At 73.9% G+C, this 13,363-nt stretch carries 11 protein-coding genes; 5 read left to right on the forward strand and 6 right to left on the reverse strand.

Translation table 11 applies throughout. The features are described from left to right. Positions 1–17 precede the first annotated feature (17 nt). The 3 genes from NOSIN_RS17405 to NOSIN_RS17415 are packed head-to-tail and all read right to left on the reverse strand — an operon-like array spanning position 18 to position 4,310. Positions 18–1,133 (reverse strand): glycosyltransferase family 4 protein, encoded by a 1,116-nt coding sequence (locus NOSIN_RS17405; RefSeq protein WP_077691771.1) that lies wholly within the window; start codon positions 1,131–1,133, stop codon positions 18–20. Next, positions 1,130–2,065, reverse strand: a complete 936-nt coding sequence (locus NOSIN_RS17410) for a glycosyltransferase family 2 protein (RefSeq protein ID WP_077691772.1) — start codon at positions 2,063–2,065, stop codon at positions 1,130–1,132. Before NOSIN_RS17410 ends, NOSIN_RS17405 begins: the two co-directional genes overlap by 4 nt. A gap of 49 nt (positions 2,066–2,114) precedes the next feature. Next, positions 2,115–4,310 (reverse strand): hypothetical protein, encoded by a 2,196-nt coding sequence (locus NOSIN_RS17415; RefSeq protein WP_143832951.1) that lies wholly within the window; start codon positions 4,308–4,310, stop codon positions 2,115–2,117. A 259-nt stretch (positions 4,311–4,569) separates the two neighbouring features. Here NOSIN_RS17415 and NOSIN_RS17420 point away from each other — a divergent pair, with 259 nt between their 5' ends. Continuing rightward, positions 4,570–5,385, forward strand: a complete 816-nt coding sequence (locus tag NOSIN_RS17420; RefSeq protein ID WP_077693629.1) for a TIGR03089 family protein — start codon at positions 4,570–4,572, stop codon at positions 5,383–5,385. Positions 5,386–5,918: 533 nt separating this feature from the next. Here the strand turns inward: NOSIN_RS17420 and NOSIN_RS17425 are convergent. After that, on the reverse strand, positions 5,919–7,133 hold the full coding sequence (locus NOSIN_RS17425; protein ID WP_077691773.1) for an amidohydrolase: 1,215 nt from the start codon (positions 7,131–7,133) through the stop codon (positions 5,919–5,921). Positions 7,134–7,189: 56 nt separating this feature from the next. Next, complete coding sequence (locus tag NOSIN_RS17430; RefSeq protein WP_170293629.1) at positions 7,190–8,008, reverse strand: helix-turn-helix domain-containing protein; 819 nt, start codon at positions 8,006–8,008, stop codon at positions 7,190–7,192. Between the two features lie 264 nt (positions 8,009–8,272). Between NOSIN_RS17430 and NOSIN_RS17435 the strand changes: the two genes are divergently transcribed. After that, positions 8,273–8,680 (forward strand): PLDc N-terminal domain-containing protein, encoded by a 408-nt coding sequence (locus tag NOSIN_RS17435; protein ID WP_077691774.1) that lies wholly within the window; start codon positions 8,273–8,275, stop codon positions 8,678–8,680. Positions 8,681–8,866: 186 nt separating this feature from the next. Continuing rightward, entirely contained in the window at positions 8,867–9,550 is a 684-nt protein-coding gene (locus NOSIN_RS17440; RefSeq protein WP_077691775.1) for a peptidylprolyl isomerase, read from the forward strand. Between the two features lie 36 nt (positions 9,551–9,586). Here NOSIN_RS17440 and NOSIN_RS17445 read toward each other — a convergent pair whose 3' ends face one another. Continuing rightward, positions 9,587–10,771: a cysteine desulfurase family protein gene (locus tag NOSIN_RS17445; protein WP_077691776.1), complete on the reverse strand. Its 1,185-nt coding sequence runs from the start codon at positions 10,769–10,771 to the stop codon at positions 9,587–9,589. A 256-nt stretch (positions 10,772–11,027) separates the two neighbouring features. On the opposite strand from NOSIN_RS17445, the gene aroA reads away from it, so the two are divergent. Next, positions 11,028–12,353 carry a 3-phosphoshikimate 1-carboxyvinyltransferase gene (aroA, locus tag NOSIN_RS17450; protein ID WP_077691777.1) on the forward strand — a complete coding sequence of 442 codons (1,326 nt, stop codon included), beginning with the start codon at positions 11,028–11,030 and terminating at the stop codon, positions 12,351–12,353. Then, complete coding sequence (gene rsgA, locus NOSIN_RS17455) at positions 12,350–13,351, forward strand: ribosome small subunit-dependent GTPase A (protein WP_077691778.1); 1,002 nt, start codon at positions 12,350–12,352, stop codon at positions 13,349–13,351. The genes aroA and rsgA overlap by 4 nt, the downstream gene beginning before the upstream one ends. The last annotated feature ends 12 nt before the right edge of the window (positions 13,352–13,363 follow it).

Here is a 13,363-nt window from a genome sequence, read left to right on the forward strand (position 1 = left end):
GGGGCGGAGCGGCGGCCTCACGCCTCCAGCAGGATGCCGGTGTAGGCCCGCCAGTACGGCTCGGCGTCCACCGGGCGGACCCCGGCGCGCAGCCGCTCGGGTTCCCCGGGGGCGTAGAACTCCCCCAGCGCCCGGGCCAGGTCGGCCGCGTCGCCCGGCTCGCACAGCACCCCGTCGACGCCCCCGCGCACGTGGTCGGCGAGGGTCCCGGCCCGGGTGGCCACCACCGGCAGGCCGTGCTCGTGCGCCAGCCACACGTTCTGGGTGGCGGTGGCGGTCCGGTACGGCAGCACCACGGCGTCGGCCGACGCGAACAGTTCCGGCAGCTCGCCGGCGGGCACGTACCCGTCCCGCAGCCGCACCCGGTCGGCGATCCCCAGCCGTGTGGCCAGCGCCTCCAGCTCCTCGGTGCCGCCCCAGAACTCCCCGGCCACGGTGAGCGCCACGTCGTCGGGCGCGCCGTGGGCCAGGGCCTCCAGCAGAAGGTCGACCCCCTTGTAGGGGCGGACGATGCCCAGGAACAGCAGGTGCCGCCGCTCCCCCGGCGGCGGCTCGGAGGCGCCGCCGGTCTCGGGCAGGTGCGGCGGCATCTCGGCGACCGCCACGCCCCGGCGGCCCGGTCCCCGCAGCCCCTCGGCGAGGCGTGCCTGCTCAGGCGAGTGCGTGACCACCGCGTCCACCCGGCGCAGCAGGGCCCGGACGAGGGACACGTCCACGGCCCGCCGCTCGTGGGGCAGCACGTTGTGGCACAGCACCACCACGCGCGTCCGCGCACCCCGCCGCGAGCGCACCCCCGCGAGGATGCCGAGGTAGGCGGGCACCTGGACGGGCGAGAAGAGGGTGAGCACCACCAGGTCGGCGTCGCGGGCCAGGCGCCGCCCGGTGCGCCACCACCCGTCCGGCCGGTACCAGGCCAGCTCGTGGCGGGTGCCGGGGTAGGGCTCTCCCTCGGGAGCGTCGATGGTCTGCCGCCCCGGGTAGAGGGCGGCCGGGTACTGCGCCCGCCAGGACTCCACGGTCGTCGGGTGGCCGAGCGCCCGCAGCCGGTGCGCCAGCTCGGTGGTGTGCCTGGCGCCGCCGCCCTTGTACGGGTGCGCGGGCCCCACGAGCGCGACCCGGGCCACAGCGCTCACGCGCCCTCCCGGGAGCGCACGATCAGGTCGGCCAGCAGCCCGATCGCCGCGATGATCAGGCCGGTCATGAGGATCATGACGGTGTTGTTGGGGACGTACAGCGGGTGGCGCACCTGGTCGAAGACGAACTTGGCCGCGCCGAGGCCGAGCAGCGCCAGGGCGGGCGGCATCATCACCTTGAGCGGGTTGAAGTACATCACCATGCGCAGCACCTGGAGGATGTACCGGTAGGCGTCGCTGACGAAGTGGAACTTGGACCTGCCCGCCCGCTTGGCGTACTCGATGGGCACGTACATGACGGGGTGCTGGTTGGACAGGAAGGCCAGGGTGATGGTGGTGACGCAGGAGAACCCGGGCGGCAGCAGCTTCAGGTAGGGGCGGGCGACGTCGCGCCGGAACACGCGCAGCCCGGAGTTGAGGTCGGGGATCCGCGTGTTGGTGAGGTTCTCGGCGATCTTGCGGATGACCCACTTGGCGGGCACCCGCAGCGCCTTGTGGCTGCCCATCTCCTGGCTCCGCGCACCCACGACCTGGTCGGTCCCGGGGTCGGCGTCGAGCATGGCGACCAGTTCGGGGATGCGCTCGTTGGGGTAGCTCATGTCCGCGTCGGTCCACACGACGAACTCGCCGCGCGCCCGCTGGCTGCCGATCCGGCGGACGGTGCCCGACCCGCCGTTGTGCCCGAAGGCGATGACGCGCATGTGCGGGTAGAGGCCCTCCACGTCCCTCAGCCGGGCGAGGGTCTCGTCGGTGGAGGCGTCGTCCACGGCGAGCAGCTCGTAGCCGTACCCGGACCCGTCCATGGCGGAGCAGATCCGTTTGACCTCGTCGACGACGTGGGCCTCCTCGTTGTAGCAGGGCAGCACGATGGTGACGCGGACCGGCTGGTCCTGGCCGTGCTTCTGGGGGACGTCGTCGCGTGTGTCGCTCATGGTTCTTCTCAACGGGGTGCGGTCGGGTGCGGAAGGCGGGGGGACCGGCTCATCCCTCGTCGGGGAGGACGGACACCCACACGCTTCCGATGAAGGCCCAGGAACCGGTGGGCGGTTCCATGAGGGTACTCGGATCCATCCGGGCGACGACGTGGAAGGGCCGCTCGGCCTCCGTCCCGCCGCCGGCCAGCCGTTCGAGCTGCTCCCAGTCCGACGAGGCGAGCACGGCGTCGCGGTCGCGTTCGTGGATCTCGGAGACGACGCGGTCCACGTCCCGCGGGGTCGGTTCGTTCATGGCCGCGGTGGGCACGCCGCAGACGTTGCGCAGCAGCGGCATGTAGTTCCCGGCCATACCGGAGTCGACCACGACCACCGAGGCGTCCTCGGGCAGCGCCGCGCAGAGACGGTGCGTGGCGTCGACCGTGCCGACGTCCTGTCTGTAGCCCATCACTCCGTCGGCCTCGACCACCATGGTGAACGGGTCCCCCCGAACGAGGCCGGCTGCCTCCACTCTGAGCGTGCCGTTCTCCGGGGCGACGGAGACCTCCGTGGTGAACGGGTTCCACAGGACAGGGCCGGTCGACCTCACCCTGACCGTGTCGGTCGCGGTGATGACGGTCGGCACGACCAGCGCGGCCGCGGTGACGGCGGCGACCACGGCCGGGAGCGCGCGGGCGGGGAGGGTGTGCCGGTCGGAGTGGGCGGCGACGGCGCAGTAGCGGGTGAGCCAGGCCAGGAACCACACGGCGAACAGGACGAAGGCCGGGATGACCAGCGCGACCAGCCGTCTGCTGGCCCAGGGGTGGTCGGGGGTGATGGCGGGGCGCAGCAGGGTGGTGGTCACCGTCCACACCAGCAGCATGGCGGGCAGCAGCCACTGGGGGTCGCGCCGCTGGAAGAGGCGGCGCAGTACGAGTGCGACGCCGAGGGAGGCGAACAGGACGGTGGCCAGGCCCACGTACCAGCCCACCCAGTACAGGCTCATGTCGTAGTAGGTGCGGCTGCCCTCGACGGACAGGCCCTCACGCTGCTGGACGTAGGCGACCCAGCCGTCGGTGAAGTCGCTGCCGTGCCCGTAGTCGGGCCACAGCAGGGGGCGGACGGCGAGCAGCACCATGGTGAGCAGCACGAGCGCGGCCACCACGCCCGGGAGCCAGCGGACGCGTTCCACGTGCGGGATCCCGTGGCGCCACAGGGCGGCGGTGGCCACGACCGTGACCACGATGACGACGGCGCTGATCAGCAGCAGGGGGTTGAGGGAGTCGGACAGGTACTCCAGGTAGGGCAGGGACAGCCCGTACCCGGCGTACAGGCCGAGGCCCGTGCCGACGGCCACGCCGCCCAGCAGCGGCAGCGCCTGCCCGCGCCGGGCGAGCAGCAGCAGTCCGACGAACCCGACCACGGGCAGCAGGTCTCGGATCGCGTCGATGCGCACCACCAGCCCCAGGCCGAACGCCAGCCCGGCCGCGGCGGCCAGTGTGTGGGCGGACGACCAGCGGTCGGTGATCCACGTGCGCCGCACGAGTGCGTCGTAGGCCAGGACCAGTCCGCCGAGCAGGAGGATCTGGGTGACGGGCTCGCTGTAGGTGAAGCGGCTGACCCACTGCTGGGGCAGGCACGCGGCCAGGACCAGGGCGCCCAGCGGCGCCCAGCGGGCCCCGACCAGGCGGGCGGTGAGCCCCGCGAAGGTGAGCACGCCCAGCGCGCCCAGGACCGGGGTGGTCACGAGCATTCCGTCGAGCCCGCCCCACCAGTAGCCGACGGCGGTCACCAGCGGGGCCCCGGCCATGAACTGGGGCCAGATGACGTCGCCGCGCGCGTAGTGGGCCAGGCTCTGGTAGCTGAGCGAGGGGTCGTCGCCCGCGATGAGCTCCCGCTGCTGCGGGATGGGCAGGTACCCGTTCTCGGCGATCCACGCGGTGTACATGGCGTAGGAGGCCGGGTCACGGCGGATGACCAGGGCCTCGGCGTGGTAGGCGATCTGCACGGCGGCGAAGGCGACCACGACCACCAGGACGAGGACGACCGGCCACCAGGGCACGTTCTCCTCCTCCGGCGGGTCCGGGACCAGTCGGGGCACCAGCGCGCAGGCCGCGACCACGGCGGGCACGCCGAGGACGGCGGCCACCAGCGGGGTGAGGGACCCCAGGGCCAGGAGGGGGAAGGCCACCAGGAGCCAGGCCGAGAGGGCGATCGCGGGGAGCGCGGTGACACGGGCGAGGAACCGTCCGGGAGGCAAGCGCATGGGACAACTGTGGCAGTTTCCGGAACACGGCGCACACAACGCGGCACCCCCGGAAGGCGTCCGCGCGCCGCCGGCCCGGGCCGGCTCCGGGGTGTGTGCGCTGGTCAGCGCCCGATGGTTTTCGCGGGGCCGGGCGACGTCACCGTTGCGTTGCCTTACGGCCCCGGTCGGGTCACCGCCGGGACACCGGTGCGTCGGCGCGGTGGCCTTCCGCGCACGCCCCGGGCATGTCCGGCGGGTACGCCCTAGAGTGGCGGTCATGTCCGAAACTCCCGCGCAGCTGTGGCGCGCCCTGGTGTCCGCCGACCCGTCCCGACCGTTCGTGACCTCCTACGACGCCTCGGGCGGCCGGGTGGAGCTGTCCCGCGCCACCTTCGACAACTGGGTGTCCAAGACCTCGAACATGTTGGTGGACGGACTCGGCTCGCAACCCGGCGACCGGGTCGTGGTCGCCCTGCCGGTGCACTGGCAGTCGCTGGTGTGGCTGGTCTCGTGCTGGTCGGTGGGCGCCGTGGCGGAGTTCGTCCGGCCGGGCGCGGACCTGCCCGAGGGGGCTCAGGTCGCGGTGGCCGACGCCGACCGCCTGGAGGCCGCCCTGGACAGCGGCGCGGACGAGGTCGTGGGCACCTCCCTGCACCCGCTCGGCCTGCCGTTGGCCGAGGTGCCGCCCATGGTGCTCGACTACTCGGTGGAGGTGCGCGGGTACGGGGACCACTTCTCGCCGTACCCGATCGACCCGGAGGCGCCCGCGCTGCGCGCTCCCGGGGTCCGGACCGGGGCGGCCCTGGCCGCCGGAGCGCGGCAGCGGGCGGACCGGTGGCGGCTGACCTCCGAGGACCGCGTGGGCCTGTTCGCCGAGCCCGGCGCCCCGATGACCCTGCTCGGCGAGGACGCGGAACTGCTGCTGGCCCCGGTCGCGGCGGGGTCCCCGGTCGTCCTGACGCCCCTGGAGTCCGCGGGCCCGGAGGAGGCGCTGAGGAGGGCCGGCATGGAGAAGGTCACCGTGGCGCTCCGCGGGGCGGGCGGACCGCCGCTCCCGGACGAGGTCCCCTTCCGGACGGTGGGACCGTCCTAGGCCGCTCGGTGGACTCGGCCCTGTGCCACCGCACAGCGAGGGCGCCGACGGGGTTCTGGAGGCCCCGCAGGTGTGCCCGTGAGGTACGAGCGGGCGCACCGTAGGGGCCGAAGGTTCCCGTACCTTCGGCGCCCGAGCACGAGGCGAAGCGCAGCGCAGCCTCAAAGACGACACAGCGAGGGCGCCGACGGGGTTCTGGAGGATTCGTAGGTGGGGCTGCGAGGAACGAGCCGCCATACCGGAGGATCCGAAGGTTCCCGTACCTTCGGCGCCCGAGCACGAGGCGAAGCGCAGCGGAGCCTCAAAGACGACACAGCGGGGGCGCCGACGGGGTTCTGGAGGCCGCGCAGGTGCGCCCGCGAGGCACGAGCGGGCGCACCGCAGGGGCCGAAGGTTCCCGTGCCTGCGGCGCACGAGCACGAGGCGAAGCGCAGCGCAGCCTCAAGGGAACACCGCCTGGGGACGCGGTCGGCGGTCCGCCGGTCTCGGCGGCCCGCCGACCGCACGGTCGGAGCGCTCCGGAGGCGCCCCTCCTATCCCTCCCGGTAGTAGGCGTCGAGCACGGTGCCCCCGCGGCTCTCCTCGTCGTAGGTGTAGACCTCGCGGCCCTCGACGAACACGCGCAGGGCACGGCTCATCACGTCCAGCGGGTCGCCCGACCACACGACCACGTCGCCGTCCAGGCCCGGCTTGAGGGAGCCGACCCGGTCGGAGATGCCCATGATCTCGGCGGGGTTGACCGTGAGCGCGCGGATCGCGGCCGCGGGGTCCATGCCCTCCTTGACGCACAGGGTGGCCTGGTGGACCAGGAACTCGATCGGGACGACCGGGTGGTCGGTGGTCAGGGCGACCTTGACGCCCGCCCGGTCGAGGATGCCCGGGTTGGCGAGGGTCTTGTTGTTGACCTCCACCTTGGACCGGCTGGTCATGAGCGGGCCGGTGATGACGGGGATACCGCGCTCGGCGATCTCGTCGGCCAGCAGGTGGCCCTCGGTGCAGTGGTTGATGATCAGCCGGTAGCCGAACTCGTCGGCCAGGCGCATCGCGGTGTGGATGTCGTCGGCGCGGTGCGTGTGCTGGCACCAGGGGAGTTCGCCGTCCAGGACCCTGACCAGCACCTCCAGGGTGTTGTCCCGGTCGAACGGGGTGCCCTCGGCCGACGCGTGCTCGCGCTTGGCCTTGTAGTCCTGGGCCTTGGTGAAGGCGTCGCGGATGACCGCGGCCACGCCCTGGCGGGTGGAGGGGAGTTTGTCCTTGTTGCCGTACACGCGCTTGGGGTTCTCGCCCAGGGCGCTCTTGACGCTGGCCGGGTGCTTGACCAGCCGGTCCTCCATGCTGCGGCCCCAGCACTTGATGGCCACCGTCTGGCCGCCGACGGGGTTGCCCGAGCCGGGCTTGACGACGGAGCTGGTGACTCCCCCGGACAGGGCGTCGGCGAAGCCGCGGTCGGCGGGGTTGATGGCGTCCAGCGCGCGCATGCGTGCGCCGTTGGGGTCGGTCATCTCGTTGGTGTCGTCACCGGCCCAGCCGATGCCCTCCTCGTCGATGCCGATGTGGCCGTGGGCCTCCACGAAACCGGGGAGCACCCACTTGCCCGCGGCGTCGACGACGGTGGCGCCCTCGGGGACCGTGACGTCGGCGTCCGCGCCGACGGCGGTGATCCTGCCGTCGGTGACGAGGACGGTACCGCCGTCGATGGGGTCGCCGTCGACGGGTACGACGTATCCGGATGTGATCGCGATATCCATGGCGGGCAACCTAGCCCATCATCGGGTGTCCTCCCAAGGGCGGGCCCGCCCGCGGCCTAGCCCGCGGGCCAGCGGGCGGTCAGCAGCTCCGACCGCGGCGTGAGCTCCACCGCGGCGTTCTCGATGGCGTCGCGCACCATGGTGCAGCGGCCCACCTGTTCGGCTTCGGCGGTCAGGTCGCCTCCCTCGGCCGCGAACGCGTAGACCATGCTGGGCCGGTCGGCGAAGTCCATCATCCGGAAGGCGCCGCCCAGTCCCGGGTGGTGCGGGGTCTGCTCGGGGATCACGCCCATGGTGACGATGCCCGCCTCGATCAGGTCGGAGAGGAAGCCGCGCTGGGCGTTGAGCACGGCCGCTCCGCCCTGGGGGCGCTGCAACGCCGACTCGTTGAGGACCACCCGGAGCACGGGCCCGTCCGGCCCGGTCATCTCCGCGCGGTGGGCCATCTCCTCCTCCACCATCACCTCGACCATGTCCGGGGACAGGTCGGGGTGGCGCGGACGCAGGACCGCCCGCGAGTACTCGCGGGTGCGCAGGAACACCGGGAGCGCCATGGGCTGGTGCTCCCACAGGTGGGTGGCGTGGACGCCCAGTTCGCGCTGGTCGCCGAACTCGTTGGGGAAGGCCTCGGCCTGGAGGGTGATCGCCCACGCGTCGACCAGCTGGTGTTCTGTGCCCAGGGCCGTGTCCACCCGCTCGACCAGCGACCGCGCCGGCCTGCAGTGGGCACTCTCCACCTCGCGGAGCTTGTCGTCGGTCACCCCCACCGTCTTGGCGAGTTCGGCGCGCGAGAGCCCCCTGTCGGAGCGCGCACGCAGTACTCGCGCGGCGAAGGGGAGCCACATCGCGGACGGCAGTGCAGTGTTCACTCCCATAACCTCCTCCGTCGCCCGACGGGGCCGACCCCGGCACACCTTCGGGCCAGTGCCACCGACCCCGCCGCCGTTCTACGACCCTCTACCGTGCCGGGCCGCCGGTCAAGCGACGGGACGGGCACGGCGATCCGTGGTAATTCATTGACGCACCCCGAAGGAGCCGACGGCGCCGTCCGGAGCCCGGCGCGGTCCCGGCCGGTCCCCCGGCGCCCGGCTTCCATGATGCCCGAGAACGGTGCCCCGATCCCGATTGGACAGTCCCCCATGGCCCACTTCCTCCTCCTGCTCACCGTGCTGTCGCTCTGCGTCTGGGTGTACGCCCTGTTCGACGTGATCGGCTCGGCCCCCGGGTCCGTGCGGCTGCTGCCCAAACCCGCCTGGACCGTGGTCGTCCTTCTCCTGCCCAAGCTCGGGGCCCTGCTGTGGTTCGCCCTGGGCCGTCCGCACCGCGACCCGGCACCGTCCGCCCCCGCCGGCCCTCCCCCGGCCTTTCCCGAGTACGACCACCCGCGCCGGGCCCGCGCCACCACCCACGAGGAGGACGAGGAGTTCCTCCGCCGCTGCCGCGAGCGCGCGGAGGAGCAGCGCCGGCGCGCCCGGGAGGCGCAGGAGCAGAAGCGGCGGGAGCGGGGGGAACAGGACGGCGACGGGGCGGCCGAGGGCTCCGCCTGAACTCCGCGCCCGAGGGATCCGGCAGGTCCGGAGGAGCCCGGGAGGGGTCCGGACACGGGGGACCCGACGAGCGGGACGTGCCGTGTTCACGCCATGACCGAACGCGACCCTGCGGGCGGTGGTACCCGGACCGGCCGAGTACGCTGTGTGCCGCCCCGCAGCGAGTCCCCTCCCGGAAGTGAACCGATGAAGCATCTGCCCCTTTCCATGACGGCCCTCCTGGCCGGTACCGCCCTGCTCGCCACCTCCGCCTGCGGCGGTGGCACCGACGCCCGAGGCGGCTCCGAGGACGGTGCGACCGGCCCGGACCGGGCCGAGGGCTCCGAACAGGCCGGCGGCCCGGCCGACGTGGACGTCAGCGGTGTCGAGGGCGCCACCCTGCACACCAGTGAGGGCGACATCGAGGTGGAGCTGTTCCCGGAGGACGCCCCCGTCACGGTGGCCAACTTCGTGGGCCTGGCCGAGGGCGAGGGCGTGCCCAACCCGGTGACGGGCGAGGCCGGGTTCTACGACGGCACCGTGTTCCACCGGGTGATCGACGATTTCATGATCCAGGGCGGCGACCCCCAAGGCACCGGCCGCGGAGGCCCGGGCTACACCTTCGAGGACGAGCTCGGGTCCGGCCGGGAGTTCGACGAGCCGGGTGTGCTGGCCATGGCCAACAGCGGTCCGGACACCAACGGCTCGCAGTTCTTCGTCACCGTCGAGCCGACCCCGCACCTGAACGGCATGCACACGATCTTCGGGCACGTCGCGGACGAGGAGTCCATGGAGGTGGTGAACGGCATCACCGACGTGGAGACCGACGCGGGCGACCGTCCGGTACAGGACGTGGTCCTGGAGTCGGTCACCGTCCACCGCGCGGAGTAGGGGGCGGCCCTCACCGCCGGCCGCGCGCGGCGCCCGTCAGCGGCGGCGCTTGGCGCGCGCGTTCCGGGCCCGCTCCACGACCGGGCCGATCGCCTCGGCCAGCGCCGCGACGTCCTCCCTCGTGGAGGTGCGGCCCAGCGACAGGCGCAGGCTGCTCAGCGCCGTGTCGGGGTCGGCCCCCATCTCCAGCAGCACGTGGCTGGGCTGGGCCACCCCGGCCGAGCAGGCCGAGCCGGTCGAGCACGAGATGCCCTTGGCGTCGAGCAGCATCAGCAGCGCGTCGCCCTCGCAGCCGGGGAAGGACAGGTGCGAGATCCCCGGCAGCCTGTGCCCGGGGTCGCCGTTGACGACCGTGTCGGGGACCGCGGCGCGGACCCGCTCCTCCAGTTCGTCGCGAAGGTCCCTCAGGTGCTTGGCGTGCTCCTCGCGCTCGGCGACCGCCAGGTGGAGGGCCGTGGCCAGCCCGCGCAGCAGCGGCGCGGACAGGGTGCCCGAACGGATGTCGCGCTCCTGCCCGCCCCCGTGCAGGACCGCTACCGGGGCGAGGCCGCGCTCGACCAGCAGCGCCCCCGCGCCCACCGGCCCGCCGAGCTTGTGTCCGGTGACCGTCAGGGCGCTCACCCCGCTCTCGGCGAAGTCGACCGGTTCCACGCCCACGGCCTGCACGGCGTCGGTGTGGAAGGGGATGCCGTACTCGGCGGCGACGGCGGCCAGCTCGGCCACCGGCTGCACCGTGCCCACCTCGTTGTTGGCCCACATGACCGACACGAGCGCGACCGCGTCGGGGCCGGGGCCGCCCTCGATCGCCTCCCGCAGCGAGGACGGGCTCACGCGTCCCAGCGCGTCCACGGGCAGCCTCTCGTGCGTGGCGCCCTGGTGCTCGGCCATCCAGTGCGCGGGGTCGAGGGCGGCGTGGTGCTCGACGGCGCTGGTGAGGATCCTCGTCCTGCGGGGCCCGGCGTCCCCGGCGTTGCGCGCCCAGTACAGGCCCTTGACGGCGATGTTGTTCGACTCGGTGCCGCCGCCGGTGAAGACCACCTCGTGCGGGGTGCAGCCGAGCGCTCCGGCGACGCGTTCACGCGCCTCCTCGACCGTACGCCGGGCGGCGCGCCCGTGGCCGTGCAGGGACGAGGGGTTGCCGAGGCTCCCGAGCTCGGCCGCGACGTCGGCGACCACCTCGGGGCGAACATCGGTCGTGGCAGCGTGATCCAGATACACCATGGCCCCACAAGGATACGTCCGTCCCGGTCCGCCCGCGGCCCCGCGTCCCCGCTCCGCCACAGGCGCCGTCGGCGCCGCGGGGGCCGGCTCCACGGCGCCCGTCCGTCCCCGCCCGCGGGAACCCGGCTGCCGCTGTCGGCACGCAGCCCGGACGGCCTCCCGCCCGCCCCGTTCGCGGGGACCCGGCCCGCGGCGGGCCGTCCACAGGCACGCGGCCGTCCTCCTCCACCCGCCCCGGTCCCGATAACCTTGTGTCATGCCTGACTCCGCGTCCCCGCAGCCCGCCCAGCCCGCCGACCCCGCCGGATCCTCCGGCGGCCACTGGCCAGCGCCCACGGCCGAGCACCCGGTGCGCGCCCGGCTCTCCCTGCCGGGGTCCAAGTCGATGACCAACCGCGCGCTGATCCTGGCCTCGCTGTCGGAGACCCCCTGCCTGGTGCGCCGCCCCCTGGCCAGCCGGGACAGCGAACTGATGGTCGGCGCCCTGCGCGCCCTGGGCGTGGAGGTCTCCCCGGCGGGGGACTCCGGCGGGGACCTGATGGTCACCCCGGCTCCGCTGCGCGGCCCGGCCTCGGTCGACGTCGGCAACGCGGGCACGGTGATGCGGTTCGTGCCGCCCCTGGCCGCCCTGGCCTCGGGGACCGTCGACTTCGACGGCGATCCGCGTGCCCGCGAGCGGCCGGTGGGCGAGCTCCTGGGCGCCCTGCGCGCGCTGGGCGCCGACATCGACGACGGCGGCCGCGGAGCCCTGCCCGTCACCATCCACGGCACCGGCGCCGTACGCGGCGGCGAGGTGACCCTGGACGCGTCCGGCTCCTCCCAGTTCGTGTCCGCCCTGCTCCTGAGCGGCGCCCGCTTCACCGAGGGCGTGCACGTGCGCCACTCCGGACCGCCCGTGCCCTCCCAGCCGCACCTGGACATGACCGTGGAGATGCTGCGCTCGGCCGGGGTGACCGTGTCCACCGCCGAGAACTCCTGGAGGGTCGGGCCCGGACCGGTCAAGGCGGCCGACATCACCGTGGAGCCCGACCTGTCCAACGCCGCGCCCTTCCTCGCCGCGGCCCTGGTCAGCGGGGGCGAGGTGACCGTCGAGGGCTGGCCGGAGCACACCACCCAGCCCGGCGACGCGCTGCGTTCGCTGTTCACCCGCATGGGCGGCGAGGTGTCGCTGTCCCCCGACGGGCTCACCCTGCGCGGCACCGGCCGGATCGCGGGCATCGAAGCCGACCTGCGCGACGTGGGCGAGCTGACCCCCACCGTCGCCGCCGTGGCCGCGCTGGCCTCGACACCCTCCCGGCTGACCGGCATCGCCCACCTGCGGCGCCACGAGACCGACCGCATCGCCGCGCTGGCCGCCGAGATCAACCGGCTGGGCGGCGACGCCGAGGAGCTGCCCGACGGCCTGGTCATCCGTCCGAGGCCGCTGCACGGCGGGGTGTTCCACTCCTACGACGACCACCGGATGGCCACGTCCGGCGCGGTGATCGGGCTCGCGGTGCCCGGTGTGGAGGTGGAGGACATCGCCACCACGCGCAAGACCCTGCCCGACTTCCCGGGCCTGTGGGCGGAGGCACTGGCATGAGCCGCACACAGGGCGGAGGGCGCCACCTGGACGAGGACGACATCCGCGTGCGTGCCCGGGGCGGTTCCCGGCCCCGCACCCGCAACCGGCCCAAGCACGAGGACGCCGTGGAGGGCATGGTCACCGCGGTCGACCGGGGCCGGTACCGCTGCCTGGTGGGCGGCGTCCCCGTCGTGGCGATGAAGGCCCGTGAGCTCGGCCGGGGATCCATCGTCGTCGGCGACCGCGTCGACATCGTCGGCGACCTGTCCGGCAGGCCCGACACCCTGGCCCGGGTCGTGCGGGTCAGGGAGCGCGAGTCCGTACTGCGGCGCACGGCCGACGACACCGACCCGGTCGAGCGGGTGATCGTCGCCAACGCCGACCAGTTGGCGATCGTGTGCGCCCTGGCCGACCCCGCGCCGCAGCCCCGCTTCGTGGACCGCTGCCTGGTCGCCGCCTACGACGCGGGGCTCGACCCGCTCCTGTGCCTGACCAAGGCCGACCTGGCTGACCCGGACGAACTGCTGCGCGTGTACGAGCCCCTGGGCGTGCCCTACGAGGTGCTCGGCCCAGAGAGCGGTCTCGCCGGCCTGCGCGCCCGTCTGGAGGGCCGCACCACCGTGTTCGTCGGTTCCTCCGGCGTGGGCAAGTCCACCCTGGTCAACCGGCTCGTCCCGGGCACCGACCGGGCCGTGGGCCACGTCAACGCGGTCACCGGACGCGGCCGCCACACCTCCACGTCGGCCGCCGCGCTGCCGTTCGAGGACGGCTGGCTGATCGACACCCCGGGCGTGCGCAGCTTCGGCCTGGCCCACATCGCCCCGGAGGACATCGTCGAGGGCTTCCCGGACCTGGCCCGGGCCGCCGAGGACTGCCCGCCCGAGTGCTCCCACCAGCCCGACGCTCCCGACTGCGCGGTCCAGGCCGCCCTGGACCGCGAAGAGCTGGACCCGGACCGTGTGGCGTCGCTGCGCCGCCTGCTCGCCAGCCGCGAGGGCGAGACCGACGAGGTGTGAGACCGGCCGGGC

Source organism: Nocardiopsis sinuspersici (assembly GCF_001998325.1).
GTDB classification, from domain to species: Bacteria; Actinomycetota; Actinomycetes; order Streptosporangiales; family Streptosporangiaceae; genus Nocardiopsis; species Nocardiopsis sinuspersici.

What these genes read in the sequence shown, in the direction of transcription:
- NOSIN_RS17415 (WP_143832951.1), bottom strand. Translation starts at nt 4,310, where the DNA reads ATGCGCTTGCCTCCCGGACGGTTCCTCGCCCGTGTCACCGCGCTCCCC.
- aroA (WP_077691777.1), top strand. Translation starts at nt 11,028, where the DNA reads ATGCCTGACTCCGCGTCCCCGCAGCCCGCCCAGCCCGCCGACCCCGCC.
- rsgA (WP_077691778.1), top strand. Translation starts at nt 12,350, where the DNA reads ATGAGCCGCACACAGGGCGGAGGGCGCCACCTGGACGAGGACGACATC.
- NOSIN_RS17420 (WP_077693629.1), top strand. Translation starts at nt 4,570, where the DNA reads ATGTCCGAAACTCCCGCGCAGCTGTGGCGCGCCCTGGTGTCCGCCGAC.
- NOSIN_RS17435 (WP_077691774.1), top strand. Translation starts at nt 8,273, where the DNA reads ATGGCCCACTTCCTCCTCCTGCTCACCGTGCTGTCGCTCTGCGTCTGG.
- NOSIN_RS17445 (WP_077691776.1), bottom strand. Translation starts at nt 10,771, where the DNA reads ATGGTGTATCTGGATCACGCTGCCACGACCGATGTTCGCCCCGAGGTG.
- NOSIN_RS17410 (WP_077691772.1), bottom strand. Translation starts at nt 2,065, where the DNA reads ATGAGCGACACACGCGACGACGTCCCCCAGAAGCACGGCCAGGACCAG.
- NOSIN_RS17425 (WP_077691773.1), bottom strand. Translation starts at nt 7,133, where the DNA reads ATGGATATCGCGATCACATCCGGATACGTCGTACCCGTCGACGGCGAC.
- NOSIN_RS17430 (WP_170293629.1), bottom strand. Translation starts at nt 8,008, where the DNA reads ATGGGAGTGAACACTGCACTGCCGTCCGCGATGTGGCTCCCCTTCGCC.
- NOSIN_RS17440 (WP_077691775.1), top strand. Translation starts at nt 8,867, where the DNA reads ATGAAGCATCTGCCCCTTTCCATGACGGCCCTCCTGGCCGGTACCGCC.